The sequence below is a fragment of the Pseudovibrio sp. WM33 genome, assembly GCF_001623165.1.
Taxonomy (GTDB): domain Bacteria; phylum Pseudomonadota; class Alphaproteobacteria; order Rhizobiales; family Stappiaceae; genus Pseudovibrio.
In genome coordinates this window covers 27,434-43,628 of record NZ_LMCK01000110.1, presented here as the reverse complement: position 1 = coordinate 43,628, position 16,195 = coordinate 27,434, and the positions used below count along the sequence as shown (strand labels likewise).

Annotated in this window: 11 protein-coding genes; 1 reads left to right on the top strand and 10 read right to left on the bottom strand. The window is 50.6% G+C overall.

The window, feature by feature from the left end; all coding sequences use genetic code 11:
* Positions 1 to 74 precede the first annotated feature (74 nt).
* The 5 genes from arcC to PsWM33_RS19625 form a co-directional block, all read right to left on the bottom strand.
* Positions 75 to 1,007, bottom strand: a complete 933-nt coding sequence (gene arcC, locus PsWM33_RS19645) for a carbamate kinase (protein ID WP_063301355.1) — start codon at positions 1,005 to 1,007, stop codon at positions 75 to 77.
* A complete protein-coding gene (gene argF / locus PsWM33_RS19640) occupies positions 1,007 to 2,011 on the bottom strand; it encodes an ornithine carbamoyltransferase (protein ID WP_057464772.1) in 1,005 nt (334 codons plus the stop codon). Before argF ends, arcC begins: the two co-directional genes overlap by 1 nt.
* Before the next feature lie 56 nt (positions 2,012 to 2,067).
* Complete coding sequence (gene arcA, locus PsWM33_RS19635; RefSeq protein WP_063301354.1) at positions 2,068 to 3,294, bottom strand: arginine deiminase; 1,227 nt, start codon at positions 3,292 to 3,294, stop codon at positions 2,068 to 2,070.
* A 123-nt stretch (positions 3,295 to 3,417) separates the two neighbouring features.
* The gene (locus tag PsWM33_RS19630) at positions 3,418 to 4,818 is read right to left on the bottom strand and encodes a YfcC family protein (protein ID WP_063295330.1); all 1,401 of its coding nucleotides are present in this window, start codon (positions 4,816 to 4,818) and stop codon (positions 3,418 to 3,420) included.
* A gap of 305 nt (positions 4,819 to 5,123) precedes the next feature.
* On the bottom strand, positions 5,124 to 6,308 hold the full coding sequence (locus PsWM33_RS19625) for a GAK system CofD-like protein (RefSeq protein ID WP_063301353.1): 1,185 nt from the start codon (positions 6,306 to 6,308) through the stop codon (positions 5,124 to 5,126).
* A 372-nt stretch (positions 6,309 to 6,680) separates the two neighbouring features.
* Here PsWM33_RS19625 and PsWM33_RS19620 point away from each other — a divergent pair, with 372 nt between their 5' ends.
* Positions 6,681 to 8,507, top strand: a complete 1,827-nt coding sequence (locus PsWM33_RS19620) for an AMP-dependent synthetase/ligase (protein ID WP_063301352.1) — start codon at positions 6,681 to 6,683, stop codon at positions 8,505 to 8,507.
* Positions 8,508 to 8,592: 85 nt separating this feature from the next.
* On the opposite strand, the gene uxaC is transcribed toward PsWM33_RS19620, so the two are convergent.
* The 5 genes from uxaC to PsWM33_RS19595 form a co-directional block, all read right to left on the bottom strand.
* Entirely contained in the window at positions 8,593 to 10,008 is a 1,416-nt protein-coding gene (gene uxaC, locus PsWM33_RS19615) for a glucuronate isomerase (RefSeq protein WP_063301351.1), read from the bottom strand.
* A gap of 96 nt (positions 10,009 to 10,104) precedes the next feature.
* The gene (locus PsWM33_RS19610; RefSeq protein ID WP_063301350.1) at positions 10,105 to 11,583 is read right to left on the bottom strand and encodes a mannitol dehydrogenase family protein; all 1,479 of its coding nucleotides are present in this window, start codon (positions 11,581 to 11,583) and stop codon (positions 10,105 to 10,107) included.
* Positions 11,584 to 11,598: 15 nt separating this feature from the next.
* Positions 11,599 to 13,998 (bottom strand): glycoside hydrolase family 31 protein, encoded by a 2,400-nt coding sequence (locus PsWM33_RS19605; RefSeq protein WP_063301349.1) that lies wholly within the window; start codon positions 13,996 to 13,998, stop codon positions 11,599 to 11,601.
* 53 nt (positions 13,999 to 14,051) lie between these two features.
* Positions 14,052 to 15,374: a TRAP transporter large permease gene (locus PsWM33_RS19600; protein WP_063301348.1), complete on the bottom strand. Its 1,323-nt coding sequence runs from the start codon at positions 15,372 to 15,374 to the stop codon at positions 14,052 to 14,054.
* Between the two features lie 11 nt (positions 15,375 to 15,385).
* Positions 15,386 to 15,910 carry a TRAP transporter small permease gene (locus PsWM33_RS19595; protein WP_063301347.1) on the bottom strand — a complete coding sequence of 175 codons (525 nt, stop codon included), beginning with the start codon at positions 15,908 to 15,910 and terminating at the stop codon, positions 15,386 to 15,388.
* Positions 15,911 to 16,195: the final 285 nt, after the last annotated feature.

The window sequence follows — 16,195 nt, the reverse complement described above, 5'->3', positions numbered from 1 at the left end:
TGAAGCCCAAGGACAATCAAATGCATTTGAAAACAGGAACGCCCCAAAGCTCACTCAGCTTCGGGGCGTTCATCTCAGTAAAACGTGGTGTCACCAGCCGCTGTGGTAATCGAAGTCCCTTTTTCTCCCAAAATTGCTTGAGGCACTTCAGCGAGCGTGCATATGACGGATTTTTTGCCGGTTTGCCGTGCAAAAGTCTGTGCTGCTTCTACTTTTGGTCCCATAGAACCTGCAGCAAAACCGTAGGCATCTAGTGCATCCGGAGAGGCCGATTTGATCGCGCGTTGGCTTGGTGTACCCCAATCCAGATAGACGGCATCCGCATCTGTTGCCATAATGTAGACGTCAGCATCAATCTCTTTGGCAAGAAGGCCTGAACACCGGTCTTTATCGATCACACATTCCACACCAACGAGCTTCTTTTCTTCGTTGTACATAGTTGGAATGCCGCCCCCACCTGCTGCGATGACAAGCACATCATGGTCCAGAAGCCACTTGATTGGCCGGATCTCAAAGATGTGTTTGGGTAATGGACTTGGCACAACTCGCCGCCACTTATCTCCATCTTCTCGAATGGACCAGCCTTTCTCATCGGCAAGTCTCTCCGCTTCCTCTTTGGAATAAAGCGGACCAATGGGCTTGGTTGGATCTTTGAAAGCAGGATCGTTTGGGTCAACTTCAACCTGCGTGAGGATCGTGGCAAATGGCTTTTCAAAGGGCAGGAGGTTCCCAAGCTCCTGCTCGATCATATAACCAATCATGCCAACTGTTTCTGCGCCAAGCACATCCAGTGGATAGGCCTCAACCTGCTCGTAGGCTGCTCCCTGCAAAGCCAGCAAACCGACCTGCGGGCCATTCCCGTGAGTGATGACCACCTCATGGCCATCATCATAAAGTGGCGCCAGCGCTTTCGCGGCGATCCGCGCATTCTTCCGTTGGTTTTCGGCAGTCATTGCCTCCCCGCGTCGGAGAAGGGCATTCCCGCCAAGAGCGACGACAACACGCATTATCGACCTCCAATCGTCGCAACCATGATGGCTTTAATAGTGTGGAGCCGGTTTTCAGCTTGCTCAAACGCCAGGTTGCGATCCGATTCAAAGACATCATCGGTCACTTCCATCTCGGAGATACCGAACTTCTGGAAGATCTCTTCACCCACCTTGGTCTCCCGGTTATGGAAGGCTGGCAAACAATGCATAAAGAACGTGTTCGGGTTGCCGGTGCCTTCAATCAGGGCCTTGTTGATCTGGTAGTCACGCAACAATTTGATCCGGCTTTCCCAGACATCCGGCGGCTCACCCATTGAGACCCAGACATCTGTATGGATGAAATCAACACCTTCGGTGCCTTCTTTAACGTCATCCGTAATTGTGATGCGCGCGCCATACCGCTTCGCATTGAGTTCGGCTGCTTTCAGCACATGCGGTTCGGGGTGCAGCTCTTGCGGGCCAATAATGCGAACATCACAGCCACATAGAGCACCCAGCATCAGCAAAGAGTTGCCCATGTTGTTGCGAGCATCGCCCAGATAGGCAAATGAAATTTCATGCAGTGGCTTGGGGCTGTGTTCGGTCATTGTCAACATATCAGCGAGCATCTGGGTTGGATGCCAGTCATCAGTCAAACCGTTATAGACCGGGACGCCGGAATACTCCGCCAGAGTTTCAACGGCCTTTTGCCCGGAACCACGAAACTCAATGGCATCGAACATCCGACCCAGCACACGCGCGGTATCCTTCATGGATTCTTTGTGACCGATCTGAGAGCCGGATGGATCCAGATAGGTGACATGTGCTCCCTGATCGTGAGCGGCAACCTCGAAGGCGCAACGGGTACGGGTAGAGGTTTTTTCAAAGATAAGGCAGATGTTCTTATCGACAAGTGTCTGCCGTTCTGTTCCAGAGTATTTGGCTCGCTTGAGATCACGGGCCAGATCCAGCATGTAAAGTACTTCGCGTTGGCTGAAGTCTTTGAGCTTAAGGTAACTGCGACCTTTCAGATTGAAAGCCATTTTTCCTTACTCTCCATCTCTTGGATGTTTTTATAATTCAACGGAGTTTGAAAAGACTAGAACTCCACGGCCTCACGCACCGTTGGGCAGGTCATGCAGTGTCCACCACCGCGACCACGGCCCAGTTCAGACCCGTCTATGGCGATAACCTCCACACCGGCTCGTTGGAGTTTTGAGTTTGTATAGGTATTTCGGCGATACCCAACCACGACACCAGGTTCGATGCAGACAACGTTGTTGCCATCATCCCATTGCTCGCGTTCCTGGTCATAAGCATTGCCGCCTGTGGTCACCACATGCAGCTTCTGCATACCAAGTGCATTGGCGATGACATCGAACAGATGTCCTTCATCCTGCCTGTAATCGACGCTTTCCGGTTTGTCTCCGGGACGGATCGAGAAGCAGATGATCTCATCACAAACGCCTGAGAACGCTGTTGCTTTGTCGCGATCAAGAAGGGTGAAAACAGTGTCCAAGTGCATCGCTGCACGGCTCTTTGGCATCTGGCAGGCAATGACCCGAGTTGCCGCCTTATTGCGGAAAAGAGCACGCGCCACCTGACCGACAGCTTGAGGTGTGGTGCGTTCACCCATCCCGATTAAAACAACCCCATTGCCGATTGGCATGACGTCGCCGCCTTCCACGGTTGATTCATGGAAGTCCTCATCCGGATCACCCCACCAGAAGTTGACCTTGCCCTTGAAGTGGGGGTGGAATTTGTAAATTGCAGTGGTGAGGAGCGTCTCGTTCTGGCGCGCCTGCCAGAACATCGGATTAAGCGTGACGCCGTTATAGATCCAGCAGGTCGTATCGCGGGTGAACAGTGTATTCGGCAGAGGCGGAATGACGAAATCATTTGCATCCAGATAGCTACCAAACACACCTGTTGGTTTGAAACCCAACTCACACCGTGCAATGCCGCCAATCAGATGATCCGCGAGGAATTTCTCGGGTTGTTCGTAAAGCCAGGCTCGCAGATCCTCGGCCATGCCATACCCAACGCGGTTGTGCGTGATACGGCGTTCCAGCACCCACTTACGAGCTTCCTGATCCTCCAACGTCTCCTTCAGCAGATTGTGCATTTCCAGTACGCTCACACCGCGCTCTTCCATTCTGAGGCAGAAATCGTAGTGGTGTTTTTGCGCTTCACGAACCCAGATAACATCATCAAATAGCAACTCCTGACAGTTGCCGGGCGTAAGGCGCATATGCGCAAGTCCGGGACGGCAAACCAATACTTCTTTCAGTTTGCCAACTTCCGAATGAACACCAAATTCAGTCATGTTGCAGACTCCGTTCCAGAATTCTTGTTTTGTGAGAGATCAACGTCTCTATGTTTGGTTCAGAGGTTTGATTTGTGCGGTGCAGAGGCATGTTTGCCTCTGCAAAGATTGGAGAAACCGCCTCTAAACGCTGAGCGACAGCGCGAGTGAGATCAAAATGAACAGAATGATCACGAGCGGAATGGCAAATCGAAGCCACTTGTCATAAGGCACACGGCCAATTGCAAGGCCGCCCATCACAACGGCAAAGGTTGGGTTGAACAGGTTCAGCAGTCCACTGGCGGACTGGAAGGCTGTGACCACATATTCTGCGCCAACATTTGAGAAGCCTGCCAGCGGAGCCATAATCGGCATGGACAGGACTGCGAGGCCCGAGGATGAGGGCACGAAGAACGACAGCACCAGCTCCAGCCAGAACATCACATTGATAAAGGCTACTTTGCTGAGACCACTGACCGCCTGCTCGGACCAGTAAAGGATTGTATCGGTAATTGAACCAGCATCCATCACCACAACGATACCGCGGGCAACCCCGATGATCAGCGCGACACCAAGCAGATCACGCGCACCATCCAGGAAGTTGTCGACGAACTCGTGTTCACCTTGTCGGGCAACGATCCCCACGAGAATAGAGGCTGCGAGGAAGAGGGCAGCCATTTCGCCCATCCACCAGCCAAGGACAGCAACACCATAGATCAGTAGTCCGAAGGTGACGACGAAGATCGCCATAATCCAGCCGTGCTTTGCCGTGAAGTCGGGAATATCGTCCGTTGAAACGCCTTGCAGGAAGTGCTTTTCGTTTTCTTCCTTCATTTCGGAAACAAGGGAAGAAGTATGATCAGCTTTCACCTTTGCAGCATAACGCATTACCCAAGCCACACAGACTAGCCAACCAACAATCAGGATAAGGAAGCGAAGGCCGATGCCGTCGGTAAAAGGCACACCAGCTGCGTTGGAAGCGATGACGGTTGCGAACGGGTTGATGGTTGAGCCAAGCGTACCGATGCCTGCGCCCAGAAGAATAACGGCAACACCCGTCATAGAGTCATAACCTGCGCGGATCATCACTGGAATGATGAGCGCGTAAAATGCAAGACTTTCCTCCGCCATCCCATAGATCGTGCCCCCAGCTGCAAAGAAGGCCATCAGTATCGGGATCATCAGGTTCTCTCGCCCCTTTAATCCTGTCATAATCTTAGCGATCCCTGCATCAATTGCACCTGTTCGGGTCACAACCATCAGGAAGCCACCAATCACAAGAACAAACACCGCAACGTCGATGGCATTCGCCGTGTAGGAGATCGGATCATAAAGACCTGCAATTGGAGCCATAAAGACTTCAACAGGGCCTTGAGGATTGGCCTCTACCAGATGATAGGTGCCGGGGACTGGAACTTCCTTATCGAGGATTGGGTTGATCACCCGATCATACTTCCCAGCAGGAACGAACCAGGTTGCAATTGCAACGAGAATGATGAGGGCAAATAGAATTGTAAACGCGGTAGGAAACTTGAACTTCGACATTTGCTTTTCCGCTTGGTTATGTGCCGAATGTAAACATGCTCCTACTACCTAATATCTATGCGTATACTTGCGTCAACATGTCTTCTGTTTCTTGATTAAGCGTCATTGCAAATAAAATATTGTGAGGCGTTGGGCAGTTTTTAAGTAAAGTTGAAGATGATATTCGAGGTGATCTAACTAAGTTGCAACAATCAACCGACAATAGGGCAAGGCAAACTATTGTAAATCATCTGCTTCTGTCAGATGTTGCATTGCGAAAGGAATAAATCACGAAAATACAATGATTTAACTGAACGAAAAGGACTTTAGAGAAAACTCAATAACATGCAAACTAGTTTTTCTGGGTCGTAATAAGGAACCGAATGCGTGCTTGTCAGATCAGCTCCAATCAAGGAAATGCCCTGTGCTTCCAGCTCAGCCCAATCAAATTCAGCAGCATGTTTTTCATCTGTGACGACAAAATTGAGTAGCTTGTCTGTTGGCGTATCTTCCCCCGCATCAGCGCGCAGATGTTCCAAGAGTGCATCCACCGTCTCATTTGGGCTCATCCCGAATTGCTCAGGATCATTGCCGAGGTTAGGGACATACACTTTCGGGTTTGGGCTACGTGCAATAGACTTGCCCACGCTCTTTGGCAGAAGGTTTGCAATCAAGCTGCTGTGAAAGCTTCCTGGAGGATAGCAGATCATGTCCGCAGTCTCGATAAGATGCTGCTTTTTAGGAGAGACTTCAATCTCCACCGGATCACCTCCAGCCAAAGAACGGGTCAGATAGGTCCGTTGAATCCGGCTTGCAATGGGCGAGGTTTCTTTGCCAGTCATATTATGCTGGCCCACAATGATTTCACCAGAATCCAGCTCAACAGCCAGATGTAAACGTGCATCGACTGTCGCCAGAACTGTGCCGAGCGTGTTCACCAGTTTTGAGAATAGGAAGATGATCGGATCAAGCTTCTGATTGTTGTTCAGATACCCCCCGGCAAGGATCAGATTTCCAATGCTGGCGCCTCTAAGATCGAAGTCTGATGGCATTGCATCATGAAAAAATGCCAGCTGATGCCGGATCAGGCGTCTCATTGGATTGGGAACCCGTGCGATCAGTTGATCATGCCCTTCCAACAAATCCACCAGTTCACCGTGCAAGTCATCAAGAGAAGCTGTTTTTGGAAACCTATGTGTGAAGAGACGGTAGATCTCGGACTGCCCAAGAACGCTTTCATCTGCCAGTGCAATCAAGCGTGAGCGCAGATCTCCGATTGCAGGCATACCAAAGGCATGACGCAAAACAGCAGAACTTCCACCGCTATCAAACGGCGTCATCAGGTGAATGGAGTTGTGGGTGTACTGCTTCAAAGCGCGGGCTGTTGGATTTAGCGCACTTCCTCCGCTGAAGAACAAGAGGGCAGGGCCAAGTTCTGGCAGACGCTTGTAGCGACTGATGCGAACAGGATCTGGTAGGTTTAGACCGCGCGTAACACTGAACTGCTGCATAAATGAACTTGCCCGACTGAGTGACTTTCGATCCCAGTTACCATAGGAGATCTATTCCGCTGGTTTACCGCTAAATTGCAGAAACCACTCAACTAAATAAGAAGCATCCCCAAAGAACTCTTGGGATAATGATTAATATTTAATGCCTCTAAGAAGCATTAAAGTAAATTTCCAATTAGATATATCAGGGATTCAGTAAAATTTCTGTCAAATCAAAAATGAATATTCGTTGCTCATGAACCAGAGAGATGAAAATAAGAGAAAATTCCTGTAGTTCTTGTGGGTTTGATGGGTATTCTTGGTATCTGTATTTGACACCGACAAATTCAGAGGATGTAAAGCTCTGGAAATAATAAAAATAGAGAGAATAACATGAGTTCGCAGGCCCGGCCCGTTACTCAAGCACAAGCTCAAAACACATTTATACCCATTCCCCAAGCATTCATGGAATCTGTCGAGCGTCTTGCAGACAAACCAGCATATTTTGTTCGTGGGAAAGATAGATGGGAAGCAACGAGCTGGACCGAATATGGCGAGCAGGTACGTAACGCTGCAAAAGCACTGCTCGCACTGGGCGTTAATCCCGGCGACTCTGTTTGTATTCTAAGTTACAATCGTCCTGAATGGACCATCATGGACGTAGCTGCCATGATGATCGGGGCTGTACCAACGGGCATTTACTGGACAGCTGCTGCACCTGAGATCAATTACATCCTGCGCCATTCGCAAGGCCGCATCTTGCTTGCTGAAACCAAAACTCAGCTCAAAGGTATAGGCGAGCAAGCGGAGAACATGCGCCACCTGCGTAAGACCATTCGTTTGGATGGGCGCGTCGAAAATCCAGATCAATACACATGGGCTAGCTTTATGTCTCTGGGTGAGAACAGCCCTGGACTGGATGCTGAGCTTGACCAACGCCTCAATGACATCGCTGCCGAAGACATTGCACTCCAGATTTACACCTCGGGGACGACAGGTTTGCCAAAAGCCGTGCAGATCAGCCATCGCGCAATCCGTGCAGAATCTGATGCACTGAATCTGGCCTTTAAGCCGACCTCAGCTGACCGCTATATTTCCTATCTGCCCATGGCTCATATCGCAGAGCAGTGTGGCACCATTATTCAGGCTTGTGACACTGGCTACCCGGTTTACTACGCCAAGTCCGTAACCAGTCTGGGGGAGCACTTGCCAGAGGTGAGGCCGACTGTAACCTTTGGGGTTCCGCGAATTTTTGAGAAGATCAATGAGAAAGTCGAAAAGCAGCTCAGCAAAGAGAAAGGCTTCAAAGGCAAACTCATCCAATGGTCTCTTCAAATCAGCAAGGATTGGTACAAAGAAAGCATCAACGGCAAGTCTGCTGGGTTGGTACTGAACACTAAAAAGAAGATCGCGAACCGTCTCGTACTCGATAAGATCAAACACAAGATCGGCCTCGATAAAATGCGCATGTTCGTGAGCGGTGGTGCGCCCGTATCCAAACGCGTTCTGGAGGCCTTTACAGGACTGGATATCGTCATCCGCGAAGTCTATGGCCAGTCAGAAAACTGTGGTGGTGCGACCATCAACATCATTGGAGCAACCCGTCTGGGTTCTGTCGGAAAGCCTATGGATGGTGTCACGATCAAGATCGCCGCAGATGGTGAGATCCTCTGCAAGGCAGACACCAACTTCTCTAGTTATGCGCATGATCCTGCCGCAACAGATGAATCTCTGCGCGATGGTTGGCTCTACAGCGGCGATATCGGCTACTTCGACAAGGAAGGCTATCTCTTTATCACAGGCCGTAAAAAAGAGCTTATCATCACCTCTGGAGGTAAGAACATCTCGCCTGCGTTGCTTGAGCAAGACCTTATGGAAATTCCTTTTGTCGAATATGCTGTTGTTGCAGGCAACAATCAGAATTTTTTAAGTGCTCTGATCACCATTGATGGTGCGATGGCACAGCGATTTGCAACTGAGAACAACATCGAGCCTGAAGATGTTCTGAAATCAGATCAGTTGCGGAGTATAATTCAGGCCAGCATCAAAAAAGTGAATGCACGTCATTCACGGGTTGAGCGTATTCGCAAGTTTGAGATCTTACCAGATGGCTTCTCGATCCAGACCGGCGAACTGACGCCAACATTGAAGATCAGACGCGCGAAAGTACTCAATAACCATGCTGATGCTCTGGAAGCAATCTACAAGCACGACGATTAAAGCAGGTCCCTGATGTCAGAAGCCCCTTGGTCCAGAGGCATGGTCCAAGGGGCTTCCAAGGGATAAAGCAGGGGCCAAAGCTTACCTACTTTTCATCAAGGAACCAGTTTGCTGCATTGTTGTAGCAAATGTCCCTGATCATGCCTCCCGCAAGCTCAAAATCACCCGGAATGTGGCCTTTATCCATCCACTCCCCAACGATCCTGCAAAGCAAGCGACGGAAATACTCGTGTCGAGGGAAAGATAGGAACGATCTGCTGTCTGTCAACATGCCGAGGAACTGAGAAAGCAGTCCCATCTGCGCAAGTTGTGTCATCTGGCGTTCCATGCCGTCCAGTTGGTCATTGTGCCACCAGCCTGTTCCTGCTTGAATTTTGCCGCCGAAGGAACCGTCCTGGAAATTTCCGGCTGTTGTTACGACAACTTCGTTCTTGGTTGGATCAAGAGAATACAGCACAGTTCTGGGCAATGCTTTTTCACGATCTAACGTGTCGAAGAACTGGTTGAGTGGATTAGCAAGCTCACGATCATCAATGCCATCACAGCCGACATCTGGCCCCAGTGCTTTGAACATGCGGCTACGGTTGTTCCGTGTTGCGCCAATGTGCATCTGCATCACCCAGCCACGTTTTGCGTATTCCTTTCCTAGGAACACCTGAACAGCTGATTGAAATGCAGTCACATCGTCAATACTCAGCGTTGCTCCGCCTTGCCCTTCTTTAAAGATGCGGTTCAATTCGGTGCCGGACGGAACCGGGCAGAACAGCATGGAGTCCAGACCATGGTCCGCCGCACGGCAACCATGTCGTCCAAAGTGATCCAACCGAATGGATAGCGCCTCAAGCAAACGCTCATACTTGTCGATATGGAAACCAACGGTTCTGCTGAGTTTCATGATGTAATCAGGAAACGTCGGCTTATCGATCTTGAAGGCCGGGTCAGGCCGGAAGGTGGGCCGAACAACCATTGTAGAGGTTGGATCCTGCGCGATCATCTTATGCCAATGCAGGTCATCGCAAGGGTCATCAGTCGTTCCCAGCATCTTCACGTGCTGCATCTGCAACAGGCCACGAGCGGAAAATGGTTTGGTCGCAAGCTTTCCGTTGCAAACTTCCCAGACAGTCTCAGCAGACTTCTCTGAGAGGATCACACCTTCCAGCCCGAAGTAGCGATACATCTCCAGATGCGTCCAATGGTACAGCGGGTTCCCAAGAAACTTCGGCATCACGGAAGCGTAGGCGACGAACTTCTCTTTGAAGCTGGTGTCCTTACCGGTGATGAGGCTTTCATCAATCCCGGCCCACCGCATAGCACGCCATTTGTAGTGATCGCCCTCAAGCCAGACGCGGCCAATATCATCAAAGCGATGGTCTTCAGCAATGGTCTGCGGACATAAGTGGTTGTGGTAGTCCACGATTGGCATTTCAGCTGCATAGTCGTGGTAAAGCCGCTGTGCTGCTTCTGTCTCGAGGAGGAAGTCTTGTCCAAGAAATGGCTGCATCGTTTTTGCCCTGAAGGTAGGGGGATTGATCCTGTGACCAATCCCTGAGTATGAGCGTTTGCTCAGCCTGCGGCCGAGCAAGATTTTCCTTAAAACCTAGTCAGCCAAATCAGCGACGGCCTGCGCGGCACCTTTTTCTGCCACTGCGCAGTAGGCCTTGTGAACCGCTTTCTTGAACTCATCGTTAGCAACAAGTTCAGATGGGAACACAGAATGCATAGCAAGCAGTGCATCGACATAGGTTGTTGCGTCGCCGCCGTCTTTGGCGACAATTTCGGCAAGCTTCTCTTTCATCGGATCAACTACTTCGTAACTTTCGCCATTGCGATCCGCGCGGATGTAGTTCATCCAGCCACCAATACCGAGCACCAGATGACGATAGTCGCCGCCATTGGCGAGATGAAACTTCACAGAGTTTAACCAGCGCTGCGGCATCTTCTGCGTTCCATCCGCAGCAATCTGCCAGGTACGGTGTTTCAGCTTGGAGTTGGAGTAGCGTTTGAGCAATGAGTCCGCATAAGCCTCCAAATCCACATCGCCTGGAACATCCAGTGTGGGCAACTGTTCATCCACCATCAGCTTGCGCGCTTCTGCGTAAAATACAGGATCGGCAGCGCAATCCGCAATGGTCTCCTTGCCAGCAAGGAAGCCAAGGTAGGCAAGGAAGGAATGAGAGCCGTTCAGAGTGCGAAGCTTCATTTCTTCAAACGGCTCAACATCCGCAACAAGTTGCGCGCCAGCAAGCTCCCACTGTGGCCGTCCAGCTTTGAAGTTGTCTTCAATCACCCACTGACGGAACGGCTCGCATACGATGCCATTCAGATCGACTTGTCCGCCAAGGCTCTCGCGGATGAGGTCTCGGGACTCGTCAGTCAGCGCAGGCACGATGCGGTCCACCATGGTGGATGGAAAAGAGACATTTTCCTCGATCCATGCAGCTAACTCTGCATTCTGCTTGGTCGCAAACTCACGAACAGCAACTCCGCAGAGCACGCCATTATGAGGTAAGTTATCGCAAGACATCACCGTGATAGGGCCGTTGCCAAGCGCCCGACGTTTCGCAAGGCCAGCAACGATCAATCCGATAGCGGTTTGGGGAGCTTCTGGTGCTCTTAGATCCTGCTGGATCATTGGATTATCCAGATCCAGCTTCCCGTTTGTAACGCAGTAGCCTTTCTCGGTAATGGTGAGAGAAATGACCTTCAGCTGCTCTTCGGCTAGTCCGTTGATCAGTGTTGATACGCCATCGCGTGCCACGTGTTGTGTCTCGCATACAGCACCGAGGAGCCGGGTATTGGTGCCCTCATCAGCAGTCTCAACCAACGTGTAGAGGTGATCATTCTCTGCAAGCTTATTGAACAGATCCGGCGTGCCGAACAACTCAATCACCCGCAAGCCCCAATCTCCACCACCGGCAGCAAGTGTTTCGTGCAGATGCATTGCAACATGAGCACGGGCAAAGGCACCAAAACCAATATGAGCGACACGCGGCTTTAGTGATGTACGATCATAAGATGGGACAGACACATCACCTGGAAGCGCATTGAGATCGAGTTTCTGAAATTCAAAAGTCATAGGAGGTGGACCTTATCAAAGCTCATTGAGTGAGAAAGTGTTAGTGTCATCCGAAACCTTTTGTCCGTTCACGACCACAGTCGGAACAAGACCATTCGGTGAGCGGCCTTTGATGAAAACGGAAAGTTCTCGTCCATCAATCTCAAGTGAACCGCTGCGGCACAAAGTTAAAATTTGCTCGTTGGAACTGCAGGAAAGAACCATATGCAAGGTGCTGTGCGTGCCATCGAGCCATTTATGGCTGATGCCATCATCTTCAAAAACAGCAAGCTCTCGCTTTCCGGTGCCTTGGAACGGGAAGATCGCCAGGGCTTCAAGATGGCACTCAGTGGTGTTTTTAGCTGTTGGGTTAGCAAGCGGAATGACGGTACCAGCACGCACGAACAGGGGGAGGCGTTCCAAAGGTGCATCAACAACGATGGTCTGTCCGCTCTTGTGATACGCGCCTGTATCGAATTCGTACCAGCCATCGCCATTATCTGGCAGATAAACCTCACGTATTGTCGCTCCTTGCTCAACCACAGAAGCAACCAACAGGTCCTTGCCGAGCAGATAATCATCCGTCTCCGCAAAGGTGCGCGCGTCTCCTTCGTGATCAAGGAATGTTGGGCGCAAAAGAGGCTCATCCATCACATGCATGTCGTGCAGCATGGTGTAGAAATACGGCATCAGATGCTGACGCAGTTGGATGGCATTGCGGATGAGGGGCGTAACTTCCGGATACATCCAGGCTTCATTGACCGTTGCATCATCATTCCACGAATGGATCGTGAAACGCGGATGCATGACGCCATTTTGAACCCAGCGTACAAACAACTCAGGATCAGGACGAGCACCAGAGAAGCCGCCCACATCGTGGCCGACATTGTAGATACCTGACATCGACAGCCCGAGACCCATCTTGATGTTGTATTTCAGGTTGTTCCAGCCAGTTCGGTTATCACCAGTCCACGTCTGTACATAGCGTTGCAAGCCGGGACAGCCACTGCGAGAGATTAGATAAGGGCGTTCTTCCGGTGCATACTCCACCTGTGCTTCATAAGAGGCACGCATCATCAGGAAAGAATGAAGCGGACGAATGAGCCCGACGTCAATCTCTTCACCAAACCCCTGACAGCGAGCAGAGAAATCCCAGATCTCATACTCGTTGTTGTCGTTCCAGGTAGAACCGATACCGCGCTCAAGCAACTGCTCGGTGACGTTGGCTTTCCACCAACTCACAGTATCCGGATTGGTGAAGTCGAGGTGAGAACCTTCATCATCCCAGAACAGAGACCGCTCTGGCTGATCAACCTCACTGTCTTGAATGAACAGGCCTTTCGCTGCCACATCACCATACATAGGATGGTCCTGTAGTAGACATGGCTTGATGTTCGCGGCGAGATGAACGCCAGCATCCAGAAACTTTGAAGTCATGGCTTTTGGATCAGGACATTTCTCGTAGTTCCAGTTGAACACATAGCGCTTGGAGCCAATTGATGTGTAACCGGAGGAAAGCTGGAAACTGTCGCAAGGAATGGCGTGCTCTTTGATCAGATCAACAAATCCTTCCAGCTGTTCCTGCGCATTCTCCGCATCGGTGTAATACATGGTCGAGCCGGAGTACCCGAGGCTCCACTTCGGTGGGAAGATGTGCTTGCCAGTCAGCCAAACCTGCGTCTTGGTCACCTCCAATAGGGAAGGGCCAAGCATAAAGTAATAGTCCAGATCTCCGTCTTCAGCACGGTATGATCTGTAAGGCTGATGATAGTTGTCGATCTCGTTGCCAAGATCAAACCAGCAGCTCACAAGATTGTCGTAGAACACCCCATAAGAGACACCAGAACCGGTGCGTGTCAGCGTAAACGGCAGATGTTTGTAAAGTGGGTCGGTGGTCTCTGCATCATACCCCATTGCATCCAGATTACGCATTTCGTAGCGGCGACCATTGCGCAGCAGATCGCCAGTCTTTTCACCGAGACCATAAATCCGGTCATCTGCAGGTTGGCTGAAGAAATGCGAGTTCTTGTGATCTTTAACGCCTAGCATATAAGCGCCTGTAGGCCGTTCGCTGGCGATAACCTGGTAAGACCCGTCTTCGCATTTTGCCTCCCAGATTATCTGAAGCGGCGTTTTCACGCAGACGCGCAAAGCCCGCGTCTCCAGTGTAAGTGTATCCTCTGCAAGCTCTTGCTTAAACTCTGGCAGCGAAAAGCCTTCGACAGAAAGACGAGACCGGCCTTCAAACGGTACCGGCGTTTCTGCCGGAGTGATGGACCATGTTCGTCCTTGCCGGAACTCACCATTCTTGCGCAAAAGAACCCGAACAAGCTTGTCTTCAAGAACGAACAGAGAAAGCAGATGCTTGTTATCTACAAGCAGGTCAACCCGGTTCTGTTCGGTCGCGATGTAGGACCACTTACCTAGCGTTTTCATTATGCTTCAACCAGTTTTATTGGGTGTTGTTATGGTTGCAAAGTGTCTGTCTGTTATCCGCCGTAACCAAGAATGACGCGCGGCAGGAACAGGCTGATTTCTGGAATGAAAGTCACCAGCATCAGGATGGAAATCACCGCAGCATAGAATGGCAGCATTGGTTTGATCAGGTCCTGAATAGCAACTTTGCCTACAGAGCAACTGATGAACAACGCACTGCCCACTGGCGGCGTAATGATGCCGATGCACAGGTTGTAGGTCATCATGATACCGAAGTGCACAGGATCCATGCCAAGCTCAGTCGCGACAGGCAGGAAGATTGGTGTGAAGATCAGCAGCGCAGGGGTCATGTCCATAAAAGTACCAATCACCAGCAGGCAGATGTTGATCACCAGCATGATGATGAATGGGTTCTCGGAAACATTCGCCAGCGCTTCACCAATTGCGTACGGAATGTCAGAGAATGTCATGGCCCAGGACATGCCGATAGAGCAACCAATCAGCAGCAGCACGATGGAACTGGTGATCGCACTCTCAAGAATGATGGTTGGTAGATCAGTGACCTTCACTTCGCGGTAAATGCCAACCGCCAGCAGCAAGGTGTAAACAACCGCCACCGCAGAAGCTTCAGTCGCTGTGAAGACGCCACCAATGATACCGCCCATGATGATGAAGATGAGCAACAACGGCAGGAAAGCATCAGCGATTTTGAAGAGGATCTCTTTGAAACTTGGCAGCGGGATCAGCGGATAGCCACGTTTCGCAGCAACGATACCAGCCACAACCATCACACCAAGACCCATCAGGATACCTGGCAAGTATCCGGCAACGAACAGCGTTGCCACGGATGTGCCACCAGAGATCAGAGAGTAAACGATCAGCGTTGAGGAAGGTGGGATCAGCATGCCAGTTGGGCAGGAGGCTGCATTCACCGCAGCAGAAAAGGCAGGGTCATAGCCTTCTTTGCGCTGTAGCGGAGACATGATGCCACCGATTGCAGCAGCAGAGGCTACAGCAGAGCCCGAAATGGAGCCAAACAGCATATTTGCCAGAACGTTGACGTGTGCCAAAGCCCCCGGCAAACGTCCGCCAACAATCTTGGCCAGCTCAATCAAGCGGCGTGCGATACCGCCAGAGTTCATGATGTTGCCAGCGAGAATGAAGAACGGGATCGCCAACAGTGTGAAGCTGTCCAGACCACTCGCCATCTTCTGTGAAACAACAAAAAGGGCCTGATCAAACGAGATCAGAAAGGTGATTGTTGCTGTTGCCGCCAGCCCGATTGCAAAGGAGATCGGCACGCCGAGTGTAACGAGAACGCCAAACACACCAAACAGAATAAGACCGCTTTGAAGCTCACTACTTAAAAATTCCATCAGACTTACTCTTATTTTGCAGCAGGATCAGCGGCGTCAGGCATCTGGTCGTTTGGACCTGTACCCGTGCCATTGACGAGACCAATGAAAAACTCAATGCAGTAGAACAGCATGATGCTGCCAGAGAACGGAATAGCTGCGTAGATGTAGCCCATTGGAATGCGAAGAGCGGGCGAGACCTGCCCGTTTGCGAGTGTCTTCAGGACCAGTTGTCCGCCGCCGTAAAACATGACAACACCTGAGAAGAAGGCGATCGCCAGAATGATGAAGTAATCTGAGAACAATTTCCGTTTGCCGACCAGTGAGCCGGTTAAAAGATCAATTGCCAGGTGTCTTCGCATTCCAAGTGTATAGGCCGCACCAATCAGGCCGATCCACATAAACATGAAACGAGCAAGTTCATCGGTCACGGTGCTTGGCGTGCCAAGAACGTATCTCGAAAAAACCTGCCAAACCACACACACCACGAGCACGACAAAAACCGACACCGTGACGGCTTTGAGGATCGTGTTAACTATTTTGGTCAGCGCTTGCATTTTATTTCCCTAATCCAGGTGAAGGCGCGGGCTCAGTATGCAGAAAGAATCTACAGTGGGCGACCAATTTCTCCTGAGGGGTTGTTCAGGAGATCTTGAATTCGTGAGAGGGTTTCAGTTGGAGATCTGCAAATCTACGGATACCCAATGAATCCAATTAAATTACCTCTCCTCCAAATTAATTGCTGATTTTTGATTACTGGTCAACCAATATGATAAAATGGTTTGACAATGTCGCAGTTTTGTACAAATGTGACATGTGTGGAGAGAGGTTTGGTTGATCTC

What these genes read in the sequence shown, in the direction of transcription:
- arcC (WP_063301355.1), bottom strand. Translation starts at nt 1,007, where the DNA reads ATGCGTGTTGTCGTCGCTCTTGGCGGGAATGCCCTTCTCCGACGCGGG.
- argF (WP_057464772.1), bottom strand. Translation starts at nt 2,011, where the DNA reads ATGGCTTTCAATCTGAAAGGTCGCAGTTACCTTAAGCTCAAAGACTTC.
- arcA (WP_063301354.1), bottom strand. Translation starts at nt 3,294, where the DNA reads ATGACTGAATTTGGTGTTCATTCGGAAGTTGGCAAACTGAAAGAAGTA.
- PsWM33_RS19630 (WP_063295330.1), bottom strand. Translation starts at nt 4,818, where the DNA reads ATGTCGAAGTTCAAGTTTCCTACCGCGTTTACAATTCTATTTGCCCTC.
- PsWM33_RS19625 (WP_063301353.1), bottom strand. Translation starts at nt 6,308, where the DNA reads ATGCAGCAGTTCAGTGTTACGCGCGGTCTAAACCTACCAGATCCTGTT.
- PsWM33_RS19620 (WP_063301352.1), top strand. Translation starts at nt 6,681, where the DNA reads ATGAGTTCGCAGGCCCGGCCCGTTACTCAAGCACAAGCTCAAAACACA.
- uxaC (WP_063301351.1), bottom strand. Translation starts at nt 10,008, where the DNA reads ATGCAGCCATTTCTTGGACAAGACTTCCTCCTCGAGACAGAAGCAGCA.
- PsWM33_RS19610 (WP_063301350.1), bottom strand. Translation starts at nt 11,583, where the DNA reads ATGACTTTTGAATTTCAGAAACTCGATCTCAATGCGCTTCCAGGTGAT.
- PsWM33_RS19605 (WP_063301349.1), bottom strand. Translation starts at nt 13,998, where the DNA reads ATGAAAACGCTAGGTAAGTGGTCCTACATCGCGACCGAACAGAACCGG.
- PsWM33_RS19600 (WP_063301348.1), bottom strand. Translation starts at nt 15,374, where the DNA reads ATGGAATTTTTAAGTAGTGAGCTTCAAAGCGGTCTTATTCTGTTTGGT.
- PsWM33_RS19595 (WP_063301347.1), bottom strand. Translation starts at nt 15,910, where the DNA reads ATGCAAGCGCTGACCAAAATAGTTAACACGATCCTCAAAGCCGTCACG.